This window comes from Arthrobacter sp. KUASC02 (genome assembly GCF_059739395.1).
The window spans coordinates 1,468,668-1,487,285 of the sequence record NZ_AP046053.1 but is presented as its reverse complement, the minus strand read 5'-3'; the positions used below and the strand labels follow the sequence as shown (position 1 = coordinate 1,487,285).

Annotated in this window: 19 protein-coding genes and 1 tRNA gene; 6 read left to right on the top strand and 14 right to left on the bottom strand. The window is 65.2% G+C overall.

Translation table 11 applies throughout. From position 1 onward, the window contains the following. Window positions 1-302: 302 nt before the first annotated feature. Window positions 303-755 (bottom strand): hypothetical protein, encoded by a 453-nt coding sequence (locus tag AC6JAC_RS06815; RefSeq protein ID WP_028269586.1) that lies wholly within the window; start codon window positions 753-755, stop codon window positions 303-305. Window positions 756-1,043: 288 nt separating this feature from the next. On the opposite strand from AC6JAC_RS06815, the gene AC6JAC_RS06810 reads away from it, so the two are divergent. Both AC6JAC_RS06810 and AC6JAC_RS06805 read left to right on the top strand, forming a co-directional pair. After that, a complete protein-coding gene (locus AC6JAC_RS06810; protein WP_028269587.1) occupies window positions 1,044-2,243 on the top strand; it encodes an acetyl-CoA C-acetyltransferase in 1,200 nt (399 codons plus the stop codon). A gap of 2 nt (window positions 2,244-2,245) precedes the next feature. Further along, window positions 2,246-2,761 (top strand): aminoacyl-tRNA deacylase, encoded by a 516-nt coding sequence (locus tag AC6JAC_RS06805; RefSeq protein WP_028269588.1) that lies wholly within the window; start codon window positions 2,246-2,248, stop codon window positions 2,759-2,761. A 10-nt stretch (window positions 2,762-2,771) separates the two neighbouring features. Here the strand turns inward: AC6JAC_RS06805 and AC6JAC_RS06800 are convergent, their stop codons facing one another. The 11 genes from AC6JAC_RS06800 to AC6JAC_RS06750 all read right to left on the bottom strand — a co-directional run bounded on the left by AC6JAC_RS06800 (window position 2,772) and on the right by AC6JAC_RS06750 (window position 12,484). Next, window positions 2,772-4,613, bottom strand: coding sequence for a bifunctional metallophosphatase/5'-nucleotidase (locus AC6JAC_RS06800; protein ID WP_497964048.1), 1,842 nt, complete (start codon window positions 4,611-4,613; stop codon window positions 2,772-2,774). Between the two features lie 226 nt (window positions 4,614-4,839). Further along, window positions 4,840-5,214: a 50S ribosomal protein L7/L12 gene (gene rplL / locus AC6JAC_RS06795; RefSeq protein ID WP_028269590.1), complete on the bottom strand. Its 375-nt coding sequence runs from the start codon at window positions 5,212-5,214 to the stop codon at window positions 4,840-4,842. Window positions 5,215-5,292: 78 nt separating this feature from the next. After that, window positions 5,293-5,883, bottom strand: coding sequence for a 50S ribosomal protein L10 (gene rplJ, locus AC6JAC_RS06790; RefSeq protein ID WP_028269591.1), 591 nt, complete (start codon window positions 5,881-5,883; stop codon window positions 5,293-5,295). A gap of 298 nt (window positions 5,884-6,181) precedes the next feature. Continuing rightward, entirely contained in the window at window positions 6,182-7,294 is a 1,113-nt protein-coding gene (locus AC6JAC_RS06785) for a GNAT family N-acetyltransferase (protein WP_028269592.1), read from the bottom strand. Between the two features lie 8 nt (window positions 7,295-7,302). Continuing rightward, complete coding sequence (locus AC6JAC_RS06780) at window positions 7,303-8,409, bottom strand: GNAT family N-acetyltransferase (protein WP_497964045.1); 1,107 nt, start codon at window positions 8,407-8,409, stop codon at window positions 7,303-7,305. Beyond that, complete coding sequence (locus AC6JAC_RS06775; RefSeq protein ID WP_497964043.1) at window positions 8,391-9,482, bottom strand: GNAT family N-acetyltransferase; 1,092 nt, start codon at window positions 9,480-9,482, stop codon at window positions 8,391-8,393. Before AC6JAC_RS06775 ends, AC6JAC_RS06780 begins: the two co-directional genes overlap by 19 nt. Before the next feature lie 123 nt (window positions 9,483-9,605). Next, window positions 9,606-10,313 (bottom strand): 50S ribosomal protein L1, encoded by a 708-nt coding sequence (gene rplA, locus AC6JAC_RS06770; protein WP_028269595.1) that lies wholly within the window; start codon window positions 10,311-10,313, stop codon window positions 9,606-9,608. 197 nt (window positions 10,314-10,510) lie between these two features. Then, entirely contained in the window at window positions 10,511-10,942 is a 432-nt protein-coding gene (gene rplK / locus AC6JAC_RS06765; RefSeq protein ID WP_003803853.1) for a 50S ribosomal protein L11, read from the bottom strand. 133 nt (window positions 10,943-11,075) lie between these two features. Beyond that, window positions 11,076-11,930: a transcription termination/antitermination protein NusG gene (gene nusG / locus AC6JAC_RS06760; protein ID WP_028269596.1), complete on the bottom strand. Its 855-nt coding sequence runs from the start codon at window positions 11,928-11,930 to the stop codon at window positions 11,076-11,078. A 115-nt stretch (window positions 11,931-12,045) separates the two neighbouring features. Beyond that, window positions 12,046-12,330 carry a preprotein translocase subunit SecE gene (gene secE / locus AC6JAC_RS06755; RefSeq protein ID WP_028269597.1) on the bottom strand — a complete coding sequence of 95 codons (285 nt, stop codon included), beginning with the start codon at window positions 12,328-12,330 and terminating at the stop codon, window positions 12,046-12,048. Window positions 12,331-12,411: 81 nt separating this feature from the next. Continuing rightward, window positions 12,412-12,484, bottom strand: a tRNA-Trp gene (locus AC6JAC_RS06750). Between the two features lie 275 nt (window positions 12,485-12,759). Here AC6JAC_RS06750 and AC6JAC_RS06745 point away from each other — a divergent pair. Continuing rightward, the gene (locus AC6JAC_RS06745) at window positions 12,760-13,977 is read left to right on the top strand and encodes a pyridoxal phosphate-dependent aminotransferase (protein WP_347894780.1); all 1,218 of its coding nucleotides are present in this window, start codon (window positions 12,760-12,762) and stop codon (window positions 13,975-13,977) included. A 113-nt stretch (window positions 13,978-14,090) separates the two neighbouring features. On the opposite strand, the gene AC6JAC_RS06740 is transcribed toward AC6JAC_RS06745, so the two are convergent. Together AC6JAC_RS06740 and AC6JAC_RS06735 are read right to left on the bottom strand one after the other, a co-directional pair. Next, window positions 14,091-14,723: a LuxR C-terminal-related transcriptional regulator gene (locus AC6JAC_RS06740; RefSeq protein ID WP_497966780.1), complete on the bottom strand. Its 633-nt coding sequence runs from the start codon at window positions 14,721-14,723 to the stop codon at window positions 14,091-14,093. Between the two features lie 50 nt (window positions 14,724-14,773). After that, the gene (locus tag AC6JAC_RS06735; protein ID WP_028269600.1) at window positions 14,774-16,249 is read right to left on the bottom strand and encodes an ATP-binding protein; all 1,476 of its coding nucleotides are present in this window, start codon (window positions 16,247-16,249) and stop codon (window positions 14,774-14,776) included. A gap of 124 nt (window positions 16,250-16,373) precedes the next feature. Between AC6JAC_RS06735 and AC6JAC_RS06730 the strand changes: the two genes are divergently transcribed. The 3 genes from AC6JAC_RS06730 to AC6JAC_RS06720 are packed head-to-tail and all read left to right on the top strand — an operon-like array spanning window position 16,374 to window position 18,525. Continuing rightward, window positions 16,374-17,948, top strand: a complete 1,575-nt coding sequence (locus tag AC6JAC_RS06730; RefSeq protein ID WP_028269601.1) for a PspC domain-containing protein — start codon at window positions 16,374-16,376, stop codon at window positions 17,946-17,948. Window position 17,949: 1 nt separating this feature from the next. Next, a complete protein-coding gene (locus AC6JAC_RS06725; protein WP_028269602.1) occupies window positions 17,950-18,270 on the top strand; it encodes a hypothetical protein in 321 nt (106 codons plus the stop codon). A 3-nt stretch (window positions 18,271-18,273) separates the two neighbouring features. Continuing rightward, window positions 18,274-18,525 carry a PspC domain-containing protein gene (locus AC6JAC_RS06720; protein WP_028269603.1) on the top strand — a complete coding sequence of 84 codons (252 nt, stop codon included), beginning with the start codon at window positions 18,274-18,276 and terminating at the stop codon, window positions 18,523-18,525. Window positions 18,526-18,618: the final 93 nt, after the last annotated feature.

The window sequence follows — 18,618 nt, the reverse complement described above, 5'->3', positions numbered from 1 at the left end:
GAGGGATCCTTCCACAGACCTTCAGGCGTTTTCAGATCTCCCCCGTTGCAAGCCCTGCAGAATGACTCCGCAGCGCTACCAGTCCGGTTCCGCTATATGACCCGGGACCCAGGCTGTTCATGTTGATGCACGTCTCGGACGGCACGTCGATGGAACAGCTGCTAGGCAAAGCCCACCGCTATATGAAGGCTGAAGGTAAACAGGGAAGACGCAAATATCTACGATACGGCAAAGCGGCGCGCGTGTCTACCCCACTTCCCCGGTTATTGCAAGCACTGTTGCCGGAGGCACCTAGTTGGGTTTTACAGCGTGAGCGTCACGCCCTCGGCGGTGCAGTCGCCGGCGTTGGCAAAGACAGCATCACGCACGGCGTCCTTGGCCGACTGGTCCGGCTGGCCGCCCTTCTCGACGACGGCAGAGTGGCTGATAGTGAGAGCGCTTAGCGACGAAAACAGTCCCCTCAGGTTTCCTGTGTAGGCGTCCTTGGCCTTCCATGCCTTGGAGTAGATCGCTTCATAGGCGTTGGACGTGGGCTCGCTGGCCCTATACTCCGCGTACAGCGAGTTGAACAACTCGCAGGCCTCTTTGGCGCCCCCGGACTGGAGAGCCGCCGGGCTGGAGGACGGAGACGGCGCGGATGTTGCGGACGTCGCTGCGGCCGACGACGATGTGCCCCCCGGGGCCGGGGTGGACACGGAACAGGCCGTGAGCCCGGCGAGGCTTAGCATGGCTGCCGCGGCGAGGACGTTCTTCAAGATGCTGCTCCCTGTTTTCCGTTGCTGAAACTCCTTCCACCCTACGCAACGCCGCGGGCACCCGCATTTCCGGTGCATGGGGAGTTCTCCCCTGTCGTCACCCCCGCCGGCACCCGGCGCCCGGCCGGATGAGGGGCGGGCGGCCGGATGAGGGGCGCCCTGCCGGATGAGGGGCGGGCGGCAGGAAAGGCGGGTGGAATGGACCCTGCGCCAGGTGCGTTTGAATGGATAGGTGATTCGGCTCACGATAGCCTTGGCCTACACCGTCACAGATCGGAAGAGATAACCATGAGCAACTCCCCAGACAACAACGATGTTGTCATCCTCGCTGCGGCACGCACGCCGCAGGGCCGCCTCAACGGCCAGCTGGCCAGCTTCACGGCGGTGGAACTCGGGGCGCATGCCATCAAGGCGGCCCTCGCCGCAAGCGGCGTCGGCGCCGACAAGGTGGATGCGGTCATCATGGGCCAGGTGCTGCAGGCGGGAGCCGGCCAGAACCCGGCACGGCAGAGCGCCATCGGCGCTGGCATCGGCTGGAACGTCCCCACTGTCACCATCAACAAGGTGTGCCTTTCCGGCCTGACGGCTGTCATCGACGCCGCCCGCATGATCCGCAGCGGTGATGCCGCCGTCGTCGTTGCCGGCGGGCAGGAATCCATGACCCGGGCCCCGCACATCCTGCCGGGGTCCCGGCAGGGCTGGACCTACGGGACCGTCCAGGCGCTGGATGTGGCCGCGCACGACGGCCTGACGGACGCGTTCGACGGACAGTCCATGGGGCTGTCCACCGAGAGCAAGAACCTGGTTCTTGGCATCGACCGGGCATCGCAGGACAACGTGGCGGCCCAGTCGCACCAGCGGGCCGCGCTGGCGGCCAAGAACGGCGTCTTCGACGACGAAATCGCACCCATCAGCGTCAAGCAGCGCAAGGGCGATCCCATTGTTGTCTCCGAGGATGAAGGCGTGCGCCCCAACACCACGGTGGAATCGCTGGCCGGGTTGCGGGCGGCATTCGTCAGCGACGGCACCATCACGGCCGGCAACTCCTCTCCCCTCTCCGACGGCGCCTCGGCCCTGGTGCTGAGCACGCGGAAGTTCGCGGAAGAAAACGGCCTGGACTACCTCGCGGTGGTGGGCAAGCCGGGCCAGGTGGCGGGGCCGGACAATTCGCTGCATTCGCAGCCTTCACACGCGATCAGGAATGCCCTCGACCGGGCGGGATGGACCACCGCGGACCTCGACTTCATCGAGATCAACGAGGCCTTCGGATCCGTTGCGGTGCAGTCGCTCAAGGACCTCAAGTACCCGTTGGAGAAGTGCAACATCCACGGCGGAGCCATCGCCCTGGGCCACCCCATCGGAGCCTCCGGTGCGCGCCTGGCCGGGCATGCAGCCCATGAACTGAAACGCCGGGGCACCGGAAGGGCCGCCGTATCCCTGTGCGGCGGCGGCGGGCAGGGCGAAGCTCTCCTGCTGTACCGGGACTGACCGTGGCCTCATCCCCAGACGCGGCCACCAGCAGCAGCACCACCTCCGGCGGTGTCGGCAGGGAGCGTTTCCTGGCCGACGCCGCCGCGCGCGGGCTCGAGGTCGAGATAGTGGAGCGGCTCGCAGCGAAGAGCCTTGAGGAGGCCGCCGGCATCCTGGGCATAACGCCGGCGGACATCGTGAAGTCCCTGGTGGTCAAACACAAGGACGGCAGTTTCCTCTTTGCCCTGGTCCCCGGGGACCGGCAGTTCTCCTGGCCCAAGCTGAGGGGGCTGCTGGGCGTCAACAAGCTCTCGCTGCCGCCGGCGGACGTCGCGTTGGAAGCCACCGGCTATGAACGCGGCACCATCACCCCGCTGGGAAGCATCAGGGCGTGGCCCGTCTACGCGGACGCGACCATCGCAGGGCGCCGGATTTCCATGGGGGCCGGACAGCACGGATACAGCGCCTTCGTGGATGCCGACGCCCTGACCACGGCGCTGGGCGCCGTGGTCGCGGACATCAGCGACCCCGCCTAGCCCGCACCGTTTAGGGAATGACCGTCAATGGTTGGCCGTTGACCACCAGCCGCCAGTCGCTGCGGCTGAACAGTGCCGCGTCAAGGGTGCCGCTGTCCACAACGTAGTCGATGATCCGTTGCCGGATCTCCTGCTGGCTGTTGGAGAGCACGGGCGCGGTTTTGACGCCCGGGAAGTTCCCGCCGCCGCTCTGGCGGTAGTTGTTGATGGCCATCGCGAATTCCTGGTCCGCGCGCAAGGCCTCTCCCCCGTAGCTGAGGTTCGAGATCCGGCTTCCCACGGGCCGGGCCAGGTCGATGTCGTAGGTGAGCGGGGCGTCCAGGCCATAGACGACGTCGTAGTTGTAGTCGGGCGTTCCGCCCGGTGCCGTCGGGGTGACGGAATTGGTGACGTCGGCAGCGGCGGCAGTGGTGCCGGTGACCGGTTTGAAGTACTGCGCCGACCATTCGAGGTAGGCCTTCACCTGCGCTCCGGTGACCTTGATGGACAGCAGGGTGTTGTCGAAGATGTAGAGCCCGGCGACGTCCCGGATGGTCAGCGGTCCCGCCTTTACATCCACGGCGCGGGAGAACGCCGCGGCAATGGACAAGACGGGGAGGCCGGCGTTTGCGCCACCCGCAAGCTCTGCTTTGATGGTGCTCGCCTGGACGAAGTTGATGGCTTCGATAGCCGCAGTGTCCTGCCAGCAGGCGGTTCCGGTGCTCAGCGCCGCCGTCGACGTGCCGATCACCTCGTTCACATACTTCACGGTCGCTTCGTGCCCGGCCTGCACAGCGCGGACGACGGCGGGATCCGGCTCAGCCGTCTTGGCGTCCAGCAGGTGGGAGGACGCCGAGGTGACGTTCCACCGGCCCCTCTCCTTGGTCAGCCGGAGGTCCATCACGGAAACCCGCATGCCCCACTTCAGGGGCTCCGTCAGGAGCACCTGCTTGCCGGTGGCCTTGTGGGTGACGAAGCGTTCCGGGATCTCCACGTGCGCGTGGCCCACCAGGATGGCGTCGATGCCCGGGACCTCCTCGGCAAGAAGGGTGGAGGCATTTTCCGGGAAAGGCAGGGCGTCGCCGTAGGAGGATCCCGGCGTCGCGCCTGAATGGCTGGAGACGATCACGACGTCGGCTCCGGCAGCCTTCATCTGCGGAATGACGGTCCTGGCTTCCTCCACAATGCCGTTGAAGTCCAGCTTCCCCTGGACGTTGTCCCGGTCCCACAGCGCGCAGCCGGGAGTCACGAATCCGACCAGTCCCACGGTCAGCCACCCGTTGTCCGTTTTGATGCGCTTGAGTACGTAGGGAGTGAATGCACGCTGGCCGGTCACGGCGTCGTGGACATTGGCGCCGAGCAGCGGAAAGTCCAGTTGTTTCTCCCAGGTGCGGAGCAGCGGGATGCCGTAGTTGAATTCGTGGTTCCCGAGTCCGACGGCGTCGTAGCCCACGGCATTCATTGCCAGGGCCATGGGGTGGGTGACCGAATCGGAGACGGGCCTGATCTTGGCGAAGTAGTAGGCAAGGGGCGTGCCCTGGATGGTGTCGCCGGCGTCGATGGTCAGCGTGTTCGCTGCGCCGCATTCAGCCCGCATGGCCTTGATGAGGGTGGAAGCCTGGGCGTTGCCGATCTTGTTGCCCGCAGCGTCGGCGTAGCTGGTGTTCTTGAAGTAGTCCCAGTTGAAGACGTTGTTGTGCAGGTCGGTAGTGCCGAGCACGGTCAGGGTGAACTGCTTCTTGTCCTCTGGCCGGAGGGCCGGGCGGGCCTGCGCCGCGGGGGCTCCGGCGAAGGTGGTGGCGGCGGCGGTCCCGCCGACCAGGGCTGCGGTAAGCATGGCGCGGCGGGAAGGCGAGGGGGTCGGATCGGTCATCGTGTGAGCTCCTTGACGTTGGTGGCCGGTGGGCACAAAGCCAAAGTCTAGGGCTGCGGGAAGTGCATGAAAAGGAGAGTCCACAATCTTTTTCTGAACTTCACCGGTTGTTGGTGCGGGGTGGTGCGGGGTGTCCGCGGGGCGGCTGGTGCGGCTGTTGATGCCGCTCCGGACGCAGAAAACCCCGCCCACCGGAGTGGACGGGGTTTCCGTGAAGCAGCGTGTGTTACTTGAGGGTAACGGTGGCGCCGGCAGCTTCGAGCTGCTCCTTGGCCTTCTCGGCAGCTTCCTTGGTGACGCCTTCGAGGACGGCCTTCGGAGCGCTGTCAACAACGTCCTTAGCTTCCTTGAGGCCCAGGGAAGTGATGGCGCGAACTTCCTTGATCACTGCGATCTTCTTGTCGCCAGCAGATTCGAGAACGACGTCGAATTCGGTCTTCTCTTCAGCTTCTTCAGCAGCACCGGCAGCGGGGCCAGCAACGGCAACAGCAGCAGCGGTAACTTCGAAGGTCTCTTCGAAGAGCTTGACGAACTCGGAGAGCTCGATGATGGTCAGTTCCTTGAAAGCTTCAATGAGCTCTTCGTTGGTGAGCTTCGCCATGGTGTGGCGTCCTTCCTATAGGTGGTGCTTGGCGGCCTGGGCCGTAGTCCTCGCACCGGAGTCTGGTCTAAAAGAGAATTAGTTCTCTTCGGTGGCTGCGGCTTCGGCCGGAGCTTCGGTCTCTGCTGCTTCTGCGGCCGGTGCTTCTTCAGCGGCGGGCGCTTCGGCAGCTGCCGGTGCACCGTTCTCTTCTTCAAGCTTGAGGCGCAGGGCGTCGATGATGCGTGCAGCGGCGGCAGCAGGAGCCTTGAGGATCCCTGCAACCTTGGCGAGCTGCAGCTCACGGGACTCGAGTGCTGCCAGGGCAGCAACTTCGCTGGCGTTCAGGGCCTTGCCCTCGAAGTAACCGGTCTTGATGACCAGCTGCTTGTTGGTCTTGGCAAAATCCGTCAGGCTCTTGGCAGCCGCAACTGCGTCACCCTTGATGAACGCGATTGCAGTGGGGCCGGCGAGCTGTCCGTCGAATGCTTCGACACCAGCTTCCTTGGCTGCAATGGCGGTCAGGGTGTTCTTGACGACCGAGAACTTGGTGTCCTGGCCGAGAGAAACACGCAGCTGCTTGAGCTGTGCAACAGTGAGCCCACGGTATTCGGTCAGGACAGCGGCGTTCGATTCCTTGAAATCGTTTGTGATCTCAGCTACTGCTGAAACCTTTGCAGGCGTTGCCATAACCCTCCTTCCGGGGATAGTGCCGGTATTCCGGGTCCCCGCTCAAGGTGAGCTAAAACTAAAAACGCCCCGCGCAGATGCACGGGGCTTGGCTCAACGCAGTTCTAACCGCGGAGCTTTGCTTCGTTCACCTGCGCCGGCCGCCCTATGTTCAGGGTCCTTCGTCCGGAAATCCACTGGCTCTCCCGCACACAACTGCAGAATTGAGCGATGCTCAGGAGAGTGGATTTCCAACAACCGACGGTCTTTGGTAGTTCAAGCTTACGGGCAAGGCTGCCCGTACTCCAAATCGGGCGGCTCAGCTGCTGCTGGGCCCGAGGTCCGGGAGGTCCTTCTGCCAGATCCCCGTGACGCCCGCCGTGGTGAACCCCAGCTGCTGGTTCACCTTGAGCAGGTACCTGTTCTCCGGGGCGTTCCAGGTGTAGATGACCCTGGCATCAGGGAACTGCTCGGTGAGCCGTTCCATGTTGGCCACCTTAATCAGCAGGCCCAGCTTGTTGCCCCGGTGTTCCTGCATCACCACTGTGTCGTCCTGGAACACCACGTCCTGCCGCTGCGAAAGGACACTGATGGTGGTCAGCCCCACGAGCATCCCGGTGGCGATGTGTTCGACGGCGGTGACCACCGTGCGCCGTCCCTGCGCAATGGTGGCCTCTTCCGCTTTCCTGATCATGGCGCCGTCGAACACCATCTGCTCGTCGGTCCTTGACGACGGTTCAGTGTCCTCGCCTGCCTGGTTTTCGAGGGCCGCCACCGCGTCCAGCCACTGGTCCGGGCACCGGTCCGTCCAGTGATGCAACCGGTAGCGGCCAGCGTTGGCCTGCTCCGCTTCGTCCGACAGTTCCGCGACCAGCTTGGTGTCCAGCGGCAACAGGCACGAGCTGAACTGCTCGATGTGCTGCAGGGTGTAGCCGGTCTTGCGGGCAAACTCCACTTCCCGGCTTCCCATCGGAACGAAGCCAAGGCCGGAGCCCGGGACCAGCTGGTCATCGACCTCGCTGTTCAATGAGACGCCGGGATGGTTGGTGTCGATCAGGATCGACGTCCGGCCTTCAGCCCGGGCAAACTGCTCCGCCGCCTCCAGCAACTGGCGTCCCACTCCCTGGCGCTGGAACTCGGGCAGGATGTCCAGCGTGAATTCCGCGAGGTCCAGGTTATCGGCCAGGGGCAGGGCGATGTCTGCCGTGCCCACGATTTCGCCGTCCACCCTGGCAACGAGGATGATCTGGCGTTCGTAGGGATCGGCAAGTTCGAGGAGCTTTTCCAGCGGGGTGTAGGCGAGATCGTCACTCCCCCATGTCTGCATCCGGACCTTCCGGCTCACTTCGACGGCGGCCAGGAAATCGGCGCTGTCGGGCCCGTCGAGGGAATCGGGAATCCAGAGTTGTTCGATCCGTACGTCTTTAACCATAGAGGGCGTCATTCCAGTCGTTTCTGCCACTCACCTTCAAAGCCGGCGGGCTTGAATCCAAGCGAAATATTAATCGCCAGCATATGCCGGTTTTCGCTGGCGTTCCATGTAATGACCGACTCCGCAGCCGGGCACGCCTCCCGGGCGAGCCTGATATTGGCGATCTTGGCCAGCATTCCCAGCCGGCGGCCGCGGTGCGGTGCCGCGACCAGCGTGTCTTCCTGGATCAGAACGCGGGGCCGCTCCGGACGGTAGCCCAGCACCGTAAAGGCTGCCAGGTCTCCTGTCCCCGAGTGCTGGACCGCGGCCACCAGCGCCACCACACCGCTGCGCTCCCAGCCTTGTTCCTCAACGCGCACCCTCGCCGCGTCCCAGTCTTCGACCTCGGCTTCCAGCCCGGCGGTCGGCACGTCCGCGCTCATCCTCCGTTTCAGGGCGGCGTAGGCATCCACGAGGGATTCCGGGCAGCTGCCCTGCCACGCCACAACCCGGTAGCCGTCCGCGTGCTTCCTGGCGTCGGCTTCCAGTCCGTCCAGCAGCTCCGGGTCCACAGGCAGCCGCAGCCTGCCGGACCTTTCCACCTGCTCCAGTTCATAACCGGAGGCCAGGGCGAAGCACGTTGAGGCAAGGTTCAGCGGAACACCGCCGCTCCCGGATTTCGCCGGGAGTTCTTCCGTGCCCGGCTGCTGCTCCTGGACGGGCTCCTCGCAGTAGCCTTCGAATACCCTGCGTCCACGACTGTGGGCCGCTTCCTCTGCAACCGCCAGCAGCCGCCTGCCAATCCCCCGCCGCCGATACGGGGCAGCAACCAGCACGTCGATCCAGGCCACTGACATGTTCTCCTTGAGCGGCAGCACCACCGCACAGGTACCCACCGGGACGCCATCCAGCGTTGCCAGGAACTGCAGACGTTCCTCGTAATCGGTTCCGCGCCAGTATTCCTGGTCTTCCCGGAGTGTGGATCCGCGGTCCAGGTTTCCCCACTTGGCCAGATGGTGCCCGTCGCGGAGCGCACGGCACGCCAGGAGGCTGGCGGCCAGTCCCGTCCCTTCGTCCCCGGGCTGCGGGATGGCGACGGCGGTGATCGCCAGGCCGATCACGGCGTCTTCTGCCATTCACCGTCGTACCCCGCGGGACGGAAGCCGAGCGCCACGTTGATGGAGAGCATGTGGTCGTTTTCGGCGGCGTTGAACGTAATGATTCGCTCCACCTCCGGATAACCGGCCAGCAGCCGGCGGATGTTGAGGATCTTGACCAGCATTCCCAGGCGGTGCCCCCGGTGATGGCGGGCCACGAGGGTATCGTCCTGGTTGGCCAGCCACGGCTTCCCGTCTGACACCTGAAGGACGGTGTACGCGGCCAGTTCCCCGGTCGAACGGTGCCGGGCGGCTGCCACCAGGGAGTTCAGGCCGGCCTTCTTCCACGTTTTCTCCACGTGCCGGACCCGGGTCACGTCCCAGGTTTCCTCGTCGTAGTTGAGGCCACCCGCGGGCGTGTCCGTGCTCATGCGGGACACCAGGACTGCGAGTTGTTCCGCATGTTCCTCAGGGCAACGGTCCGTCCAATGCAGCAACTCGTACTGCTGCGCCGCCTTTTTCCCCGCTTCGCTTTCCAGTGCAGAAAGCTTGCTGTCCGCCGTTAGGAGGGACAGGGCGCTGAAGCGCTCCACCTGTTCCAGCCGGTAGCCGGCCTGCAGGGCGAAACGCACACCGTCCGCGTCTGCGGGCACTCCGCCCGTTCCCGTTGCCGGCCGGAGCAGCCCGGACCCGTCGGCGTCGAAGTCTGCCGGGTGCTCCGTGAATGTCTGAAGTATGGTGCGCCCGTGCGATGCTGCCAGCTGCTCGGCGTGGCCCAGCAGCGCCTGGCCGATGCCCAGCCCCCGGAACTCCTTCAGCACAGACACGTGCAGGAGTGCGGTCTGGAGGTTTTCCTGGACCCCCATGCGGATCCAGGACCTCGCAACCATCCGACCGCGCAGCCGCACGAAGAAGAGCCTCACCTGTGCGTAGGGGCTGTCCCGCCAATACTGAAGCCTCGTGGCCAACGGTGCCAGGCGGTCCGCGTTACCCCAGGTTCCGAGCACCAGGGCATCGCTGAGCGCTCCGAACTCCAGGAACTCGCCGGCCTCCGGGGAATCGATTGCGTCGGGCAGGACAAGGGGTTCGATGACGTAAGCCGCTGCATTCACGGGGACAGCCTAACCGGGGGCGGACTCTCAGCCAACGGACGCTCCGCCAGGGGAATGGAGGCGGAGACGCAGAAAGACCGCCCCGCAACTGCGGGACGGTCTTTCATGCGGAACTGCTGAGGATTAGACCTCGGTCAGGACCTTGGTGACGTTGGGGTCAACGGAGATGCCCGGGCCGAACGTGGTAGCCACGGTGGCCTTCTGGATGTAGCGGCCCTTGGAAGCGGACGGCTTCAGGCGAAGGACCTCTTCCAGTGCTGCTGCGTAGTTCTCGGCCAGCTTGACGGCGTCAAAGGAAACCTTGCCGATGATGAAGTGCAGGTTGGAGTGCTTGTCGACGCGGAAGTCGATCTTGCCGCCCTTGATGTCGTTGACAGCCTTGGTGACGTCGGGGGTCACGGTGCCGGTCTTCGGGTTCGGCATCAGGTTACGCGGACCCAGGACCTTACCGAGGCGGCCAACCTTGCCCATGAGGTCAGGGGTGGCGACGGCGGCGTCGAAGTCGGTCCAGCCGGCTGCGATCTTTTCGATCAGGTCATCGGAACCAACGAAGTCGGCGCCGGCAGCGATTGCTGCTTCTGCCTTGTCGCCCGTTGCGAAGACGAGGACGCGGGCGACCTTACCGGTGCCGTGCGGCAGGTTGACCGTGCCGCGGACCATCTGGTCGGCCTTGCGAGGGTCTACGCCCAGGCGGAAAGCGACCTCAACGGTGGCGTCGAACTTGGACGGGTTGGTGTCCTTGGCGAGCGTCACTGCCTCGAACGGCGCGTAGAACTTCTCCGCGTCGATCTTGGCGGCGGCTGCCTCATATGCTTTGCTGCGCTTTGCCATGCTGCTTATTCTCCTTGTGCAGTTGTGGTCCGCGGACCGCGCTGGGCCCTGCCACAGTTGGAATCCCGAAACGGTTTGTCCGGACCGGATGTCCAACATTTCTATGTTTAGGTGGTGCCGGTTGCCCGGCGGTGCTGTCCGCCGTCGTCCTCGGTTTCTTACGGTCCGAGTGCCGACGCCGCATCAGCGGTGGGGAATTAACCCTCGACGGTGATACCCATGGAGCGGGCGGTGCCGGCGATGATCTTCGCTGCGCCTTCGAGGCTGGTGGCGTTGAGGTCTTCCATCTTGGTGGAAGCGATCTCGTTGACCTGGGCCTGGGTCAGCTTGGCAACCTTGACGGTGTGCGGGGTAGCTGAACCCTTGGCGACGCCTGCAGCCTTTTTGATGAGCTCTGCAGCCGGCGGGGTCTTGGTGATGAACGTGAACGAGCGGTCTTCGTAGACCGTGATTTCAACAGGAATAACGTTGCCGCGCTGGGCTTCCGTCGCAGCGTTGTACGCCTTGCAGAATTCCATGATGTTGACACCGTGCTGGCCAAGCGCAGGACCGATCGGCGGGGCCGGGTTAGCGGCACCTGCCTGGATCTGCAGCTTGATGAGGCCGGTGACCTTCTTCTTGGGAGCCAATGTAGGGTCCTTCTCTCAATTTCGTCCTGGGACACAGGAGCGTGCCTCAGGTTGGTGGCCGCCATGGCGAGGCGACCGGCCGCTACATGGCTGCTAAGCGGGCAGCCCTGAAGCGAATTCTGGTGGGGTGTTGCTAGATCTTGGTGACCTGGTTGAACGCCAGGGTGACCGGGGTCTCGCGCTCGAAGATGGAGACCAGCACCACGAGGGTCTGCGAATCGATCTTGATCTCGGAGATCGTGGCGGGGAGGGTCTCGAAGGGACCTTCCTTGACGATGACGGACTCGCCGACTTCGAAGTCGACGTCCACGGGAGCGGCGGCGTGCTTGACCGGCTTGCCCTTCTCGGCCTGCTCTTCTTCGAAGACGGGGGCGAGCATGGAGAAGACCTCATCGAGCCGCAGCGGGACCGGGTTGTGGGCGTTGCCCACGAAGCCGGTGACGCCGGGGGTGTGCCGGACGGCGCCCCAGGAAGCGTCGGTCAGGTCCATGCGGACCAAAACGTAGCCGGGGATGCGGACGCGGTTGATGACCTTGCGCTGAGCGTTCTTGATCTCAACGACTTCTTCCATCGGGACCTGAATTTCGAAGATGTAATCTTCCATGTCCAAAGTCTGGATGCGGGTCTCAAGGTTGGCCTTGACGCGGTTTTCGTAACCCGCGTAGGAGTGGATGACGTACCAGTCGCCTTCCTGGCGGCGCAGCTTGGCCTTGAATTCCTCGGCCGGATCAACCTCAGCCTTGGCGGCCGCGGCGGCCAGGGCGTCAGCCTCATCGTCCTCGGAGCCGGCTTCGGCGTCGTCAGAGTCTTCGTCCGTTTCGGCGTCGTCAGCATCAGCGTCAGCGTCGGCCTCAGAGGAATCGTCGATGGAATCGGGCGCAGCAGACTCAACCTCTGACTCTTCCCCGGCTACCGCCGCGGCGTCTGTTGTGCTGTCCGTGGACCCATCCAGCTCAGTCTCAGTTACCTCGAGCTCCTGCTCAGACACTTGGTCTCCTGCTTCCTCATTGCCTAACATGCCTATTTAAATGGCTCAATTCCGCACACCCCGTGAATGCTTCCGGATTCCCGGAGCATTCCACGCAGTCTGCGGACGGATCGCCTTAGCGGTCCGCGGGGCCTGTGCCGCCGAAGACCCAGCTCACTCCGGTCCCGAAAGCCAAGTCCAGGACGGTAACAATGAGCATCATGATGATCACGAACACCAGCACCACGAGCGTGTAATTGATCAGTTCCTTGCGGGTGGGTGCTACGACCTTCTTCAGTTCGCCGATGACCTGGCGGACGAAGAGTGCGATGCGAGCGAAGAAGCCGGCCTTGGCGGCATTCTTGGCGGGGCGGCCCTTGGAGCTGCTTGCAGCCGTTTCGGTCACCTGGTCCTCACTCATCCTCGCAAATGTCGGATACCCGGCTCTGAACTGAACCATGGTTGCTGCGCTGGCTCCGGCTAACCGCCGGAACCGCTTGCGCAGGGCAGACAGGACTCGAACCTGCAACCTGCGGTTTTGGAGACCGCTGCGCTACCAATTGCGCCACTACCCTATGGATCGAAAACCAATCACACCACACTTCCCGCAAACTTCACGGGGCGCAGGCCATCATCGTGTTTTCAACACCGGAGAACTAGTCTACGCAACAACTGCGCTTACGTCGAACCAGCCTCATTTCGGACCTTCTTCGCGGCTGCCAGGGCCTGCCGACCGGGACACGGTCACATTCCTGGCCGTCACGGTGAACGATCCGCTGAACAGCATAGAGTAGATCTCGTCGAATCCCACAACCAGCCATCGAGCTGCAAGCGAAGAATGGACCCTGCCATGCCTGCCGCCCGCGTTTCCCAACGCATTTCCGCTATCGCCGAATCCGCCACCCTGGCCGTTGATGCCAAGGCCAAGGCACTCAAGGCAGCCGGACGGCCGGTCATCGGCTTCGGCGCCGGGGAACCCGACTTCCCGACCCCCGGTTACATCGTTCAGGCCGCCATCGAGGCCGCCAGCCAGCCGAAGTACCACCGCTACTCCCCCGCCGGCGGGCTCCCGGAGCTCAAGCAGGCCATTGCGGACAAGACCTTGCGGGATTCCGGCTACAAGGCCGAGGCGTCACAGGTCCTGGTCACCAACGGCGGCAAGCAGGCCGTGTACAACACCTTCGCCACGCTGGTCGATCCGGGCGATGAGGTCATTGTTCCCACGCCGTTCTGGACCACGTACCCGGAAGCCATCCGGCTGGCCGGCGGCGTGCCCGTGGAGGTCTTCGCGGGCCCGGAACAGGACTACCTCGTTACCGTGGACCAGCTCGAAGCCGCCCTGACCGAGCGCACCAAGATCCTGCTGTTCGTGTCGCCGTCGAACCCCACCGGCTCGGTGTACTCGCCGGAGCAGGTCCGCGAAATCGGATTGTGGGCGGCCTCCAAGGGGCTGTGGGTGGTCACCGACGAAATCTACGAACACCTCACCTACGACGGGGTTCCCTTCACGTCCATTGCAACGGCCGTTCCGGAACTCGGCGACAAGGTGGTCATCCTCAACGGGGTGGCCAAGACCTACGCCATGACCGGCTGGCGCGTGGGGTGGATGATCGGCCCGGCGGACGTCATCAAGGCGGCCACCAACCTGCAGTCGCACGCCACCTCGAATGTGTCCAACATCCCGCAGGTTGCTGCCCTCGCGGCCGTCTCCGGGCCGCTCACCGCGGTTGACGAGATGAAGGTGGCCTTCGACCGCCGCCGGAAGGCGATTGTCGCCGGCCTGAACGCCATTGACGGGGTGGAATGCCCGACGCCGAAGGGCGCCTTCTACGTCTACGCGGACGTCCGCGGCCTGCTGGGCAAGGAATTCGAGACGGCGAACGGGACCGCCCGCCCGCAGACTTCCGCCGAGCTGGCTGCACTCATCCTGGACGAGGTTGAGGTTGCGGTCGTACCGGGCGAGGCGTTCGGTCCCTCGGGCTACCTGCGCCTCTCCTACGCGCTGGGCGACGACGACCTCGCCACCGGTGTGGCACGGCTTCAGGCCTTCCTCGGCAAGGCCAAGTAGGCACCCTCTCTCACCTTCCGCAGGAAAGCCGCCAACGCTCTCTCACTTTTCGCAAGAAAGTCAGAGAGCGTCGGCGGTTAACCGGCAGGAAGTGAGAGAGCGTCCGGGGTGGGCTAGAGGAGCCTGCGTTCGGCGGCCCACTTGGTCAGTTCGTGGCGGCTGGACAGCTGCAGTTTGCGCAGCACGGCGGAGACGTGGGTTTCCACTGTCTTGATGGAGATGAAGAGCTCCTTGGCCACTTCCTTGTAGCTGTAGCCGCGCGCGATGAGCCGCATGACCTCCAGCTCGCGGGCGGAGAGGCGGTCGAGTTCGTCGTCAGCGATATCCGCCGGGGCCGTGCCGAACGCATCGAGCACGAAGCCTGCCAGCCGCGGCGAAAAAACGGCGTCGCCGCCGGCCACACGGAGGACGGCATCGGTGATTTCCGTGCCGGAGATGCTTTTGGTCACATAGCCGCGGGCTCCGGCCCGGATGACCGAAACCACGTCTTCTGCGGCGTCGGAGACGCTCAGGGCCAGGAACCGGGTGCTGCCGAGCAGTGCGGCCGATCCGGCAATCACTTCGCGCCCGCCGCCGCCCAGGCCACCCGGCATGTGGACGTCCAGCAGCACAACTTCGGGCCGGGTCTGCGCGATCACGGCGATGGCCTGTTCGACTGTTCCGGCCTCGCCCACGACGGTGACCCGGGCGTCCAGGTCCGCTTTGAGCCCCGACCGGAAGATGGCGTGATCATCCACGATGACCACGCGGATGGCCGGGACACCTCCTGCATGAGCGCCCGCTGTATCGATGTTGTTCACGACTTTCCCTCTCCGTTGTCCGCGGCGTCGGAAGGAAGCCTGAGCCGCACTTCCGTGCCGTCCGCGCTGCTGCTGATGACAGCGGTCCCGCCGTGGCGGTTCATCCGTCCGACGATCGATTCCCTGACCCCCATGCGGTCGGCCGGAACCGTCTGCGGGTCGAAACCGGGTCCGCGGTCCTTCACATAGACTTCCGCACCGCCGTCGGCCACCTCGAGATAAACCGACACTGCACCGCCGCCGTGGCGGGACGCGTTCACCATGGCCTCCCGGCTGGCCTGCACCAGTGCTTCGTGGCGGGCGGTCATGGCGGTGTCTCCCACACTGACCACGTCCACGGCATGGCCCAGGGAGTCCTCAACTTCCGCCGCGGCTGCCTTGATGCGCTCGGAGAGCTGCCCTGCATCCTTGTCGGGGTCGCGGTACAACCAGCCCCGCAGCTCCCGTTCCTGGGCCCGTGCCAGGCGGACGACGTCGTTCTCGTTCCCTGCCCGGCGCTGGATCAGCGCGAGCGTCTGCAGCACGGAATCGTGCAGGTGGGCGGCAATCTCCGCACGCTCCGTGGCCCGGACGCGGCCGGCGCGCTCCGCTTCCAGGTCCCGCCAGAATTTCAGGCCCCACGGGAGCAGCACCAGGGCCACACCGCCAAGGACTGCCACGGAGGCAAGGAGCGCCAGCCAGGTCTGCTCCCAGGAGCCGGAGCCGGACACCATCACCAGTACACCGGCCACCACCAGGGCGAGCCCGGCGGCGAGCCTTGCCCAGCCGCCGGCCTGGTCCGCCTTGGTCTTGTCGAGGAGGCCCGCCCGGCGGGTTTCATCCAGCTGCATCCAGGCGATTGCCGCCCCGCCAAGGATCGCGGCGGCGGGGATCAGCGTCCCCAGGGGGACGTCGACGCCCAGCATGCGCGCGATCAGGATTCCGCCTGCCAGCAGGAGACCGGCTCCCAAGAGTATTTCCTTGCCGTACGGCATGCTCCGGACCCGGAACCACGGCGCGCCGGCGCCCGACCCGGCGGAGGTCCCGCCGTCGGTGCCGCCGGAAATCGCGGCGCCCGGGCCGCCGGAGGTGATGCCGGTGGTGGCTGCCGCACCGGCCGCAACGCCGGACGGAACGGCCGGTGCCGGTGCGTCGTTGAGGGCGGCTGTGCCAGGGAAGGTGGCTGCGGCGGGCACTGGCCCGGGCATGAAATCCGGCGGCACCGGCAGCGGCGCCGGGGCGCTGACGGCCGGGGCAATGGGCGAGGCCGGACGGCGTGCGTTCCGTTTCGCGTTCTCGTCCGAAGTGGGAACCATGATCCAGAGCCATGCGTAGAAGGCCAGCCCGGCTCCGCCTGCGAGCGCTGCCACCACCATGCCGATCCGGACCATCCGCACCGACCAGCCCAGGTGGGCGGCCAGGCCCGAACAGACGCCTGCGATCACGCGGTCGCTGCTGCGGACCAGCGGGGGGCGGGTCATGGCGGTTGTCATGTGTCAATCCAAACATGGATCAGGGTTCCGCACGCCTGATTCCGCACGGAACCGGGGGTCACTCAGGGACGGCTCAGGGTGTTCCCCAATAGAGCGCGGCGGCCGCGGACGGCAGGATCGAAGTATGAACTCGCACAATGCATACCCCGATGAAGATCCGCTGCCGTCCGGCCGTCCCGAGTCCGGGACCGGTGCCGGCACTGATTCCGGCTCCCCGTCCGGAACCGGCTCCACGCCCGGCTCCACTCCCGGCGCTGACTTCCCCGGCGGGCCGCCGCCGCTGTATCCGAACGCGCAGCTCCCCGGCGCCGGGTTACCCGGCGGCCAGGCCCCCGGCGCACACTCGGCCGATACCCGGTACGCCTACCCGCAGTCCCAGCCCCAGAACTTCTTCAACTGGGTCCGGAGCCACGGCATTCAACGCGGACAGGACCGCTGGATCGGCGGCGTCGCCAGCGGCATAGCGCACCGGCTGGGCGTCGACCCGCTGATCGTGCGCGGCGTCTTCATCGTCCTGTCGATTTTCGCCGGCATCGGCGTACTGCTTTACGGCATCGCCTGGGCACTGCTGCCGGAGCCCGACGGCCGCATCCATGTCCAGGAAGCCGGGGCCGGACGCTGGACCACCGGCATGACCGGAGCCCTCATCACCACGGTGATCGGCTTTCCCAGCCTGGGCAGCGGCTTCTGGGGTTGGGAGCGGAACGGGTTCGGCGGCTTCTTCTGGACGGTCTTCTGGATAGCAGGCGCCGTCTACCTCATCTACTACCTCTCGCAGCGGGACAAGGCCTCGAACGGAGCACCTCTCATGAATACCAGCACAGATGCGGGCTCCGCTGCCGGCGGAACCTTCGCAGCGACGTCCCCGGCAGGAACCTCCTCCCCGGCCCCCGGCGGCTCCTATGAGCCCGGCTCGTACACGGGCGCACCATACTCCGGCGGCTCCTACTCCGGTGCCCCGTACACCGGCGGACCGTACGACGGCGGCGTTCCCGGCTCGGGCGGCTACGGCGCCACCCCGCCTTACGGCGGCGGCTACGGCGGACCGTCCAAGTCCGCTCCCAAGGCTCCGAACGTTGGCCCCGGCGCCCCCGCCGTCGCGGTGACGGCAGGCGTGGCCCTGCTGGTGGGCGGCGGAATCAAAGCACTCGAAGCCCTTAACGTCATCAACCTGGGTGACGCCACGAACGCCGTGGTGTGGGCCAGCGGTGCGGCCATCCTGGGTCTCGGCATCCTGATCGCCGGCCTCAGGGGCAGGACCTCCGGAATCCTCGGCTTCTTTGCAGTGGTGGCGCTCATCATCGGCGGCATCTTCAACGTGGTACCCAACGGCGACCGCTTCCGTTTCCAGGACGCCAACTGGAACCCGGTCAGCATCGAACAGGCACGGGAAGGCTTCAACATCACGGGAGGAAGCGGAACCGCTGACCTGACGCGGCTGAACCTCACGCCGCCGCTGGGCACCGACGTCGTCATTCCCATGGACGTCACGGCAAGCAACCTGACCGTGGTCATTCCGGACACGGTTCCCGTGGAGATCCGGGCGGACATGACCCTGGGCAACCTCAACGAGGGTTCGCAGAACCATGGCGGCATGACGTCGCAGCAGAGCAACTACAACACCGACAAGCCGGGGGCCGCGCTCATCCTCAAGATCGACGGCACCATGAGCAACATCACCATCCAGGAAGGAAACTGACATGAGCAGTTACGAACCTGCCCCGGACACTGCCCCGCAGGGACCAACACAGCATGCGGAAGCGGCCCAGCAAGCGGAAGCGTCACGGGGCACAGGAGCGCGGCACGGCGGACCGTCGCCGGCACGGGTGGGCACCGTGGTCTGGGGCCTCATCGTCCTCGCGCTGGCTGCGTTGATCATCATCGGCCAGCTCGGGATCGTGGCCCTCAACGGAACCTACGTACTCATCGGATTGATGATCGGTGCCGGCGCCGCCCTGGTGATAGGCGGGCTCCTCTCAGCCCGCGGACGTGACAAAGAAACCACAACAGGGAAGTCTTGAGGCATGGATAAGTTCTTCAGCATCGTCAGGGGCTTCGGCCTGAAGCGGGGACCACAACGGTGGCTGGGCGGAGTGTGCGGAGGGATCGCCGCGAAGCTCAACGTGGACGTCGCCTTCGTCCGGATCGCGTTCCTGCTCCTCAGCCTCCTGCCCGGTCCGGCCTTCGTCTTCTACCTGGCGGCGTGGCTCATCCTCCCGGACCAGCGAAACGCCATCATCCTCCAGTCGTTCCTGGACAAACGATCGATCAACTGACCTGACCAAGCAGTCAAAGGACCCCTGTTCCCTCCGGAACGGGGGTCCTTTTTGTTTGCCATAGAGCGAGGGCCTTTGTAACCAGTTTGTGTC

Coding starts and splice junctions, on each gene's coding strand:
- AC6JAC_RS06810 (WP_028269587.1), top strand. CDS start 1,044: ATGAGCAACTCCCCAGACAACAACGATGTTGTCATCCTCGCTGCGGCA.
- AC6JAC_RS06800 (WP_497964048.1), bottom strand. CDS start 4,613: ATGACCGATCCGACCCCCTCGCCTTCCCGCCGCGCCATGCTTACCGCA.
- rplL (WP_028269590.1), bottom strand. CDS start 5,214: ATGGCGAAGCTCACCAACGAAGAGCTCATTGAAGCTTTCAAGGAACTG.
- rplJ (WP_028269591.1), bottom strand. CDS start 5,883: ATGGCAACGCCTGCAAAGGTTTCAGCAGTAGCTGAGATCACAAACGAT.
- AC6JAC_RS06785 (WP_028269592.1), bottom strand. CDS start 7,294: ATGGTTAAAGACGTACGGATCGAACAACTCTGGATTCCCGATTCCCTC.
- AC6JAC_RS06780 (WP_497964045.1), bottom strand. CDS start 8,409: ATGGCAGAAGACGCCGTGATCGGCCTGGCGATCACCGCCGTCGCCATC.
- rplA (WP_028269595.1), bottom strand. CDS start 10,313: ATGGCAAAGCGCAGCAAAGCATATGAGGCAGCCGCCGCCAAGATCGAC.
- secE (WP_028269597.1), bottom strand. CDS start 12,330: ATGAGTGAGGACCAGGTGACCGAAACGGCTGCAAGCAGCTCCAAGGGC.
- AC6JAC_RS06745 (WP_347894780.1), top strand. CDS start 12,760: ATGCCTGCCGCCCGCGTTTCCCAACGCATTTCCGCTATCGCCGAATCC.
- AC6JAC_RS06735 (WP_028269600.1), bottom strand. CDS start 16,249: ATGACAACCGCCATGACCCGCCCCCCGCTGGTCCGCAGCAGCGACCGC.
- AC6JAC_RS06730 (WP_028269601.1), top strand. CDS start 16,374: ATGAACTCGCACAATGCATACCCCGATGAAGATCCGCTGCCGTCCGGC.
- AC6JAC_RS06725 (WP_028269602.1), top strand. CDS start 17,950: ATGAGCAGTTACGAACCTGCCCCGGACACTGCCCCGCAGGGACCAACA.
- AC6JAC_RS06720 (WP_028269603.1), top strand. CDS start 18,274: ATGGATAAGTTCTTCAGCATCGTCAGGGGCTTCGGCCTGAAGCGGGGA.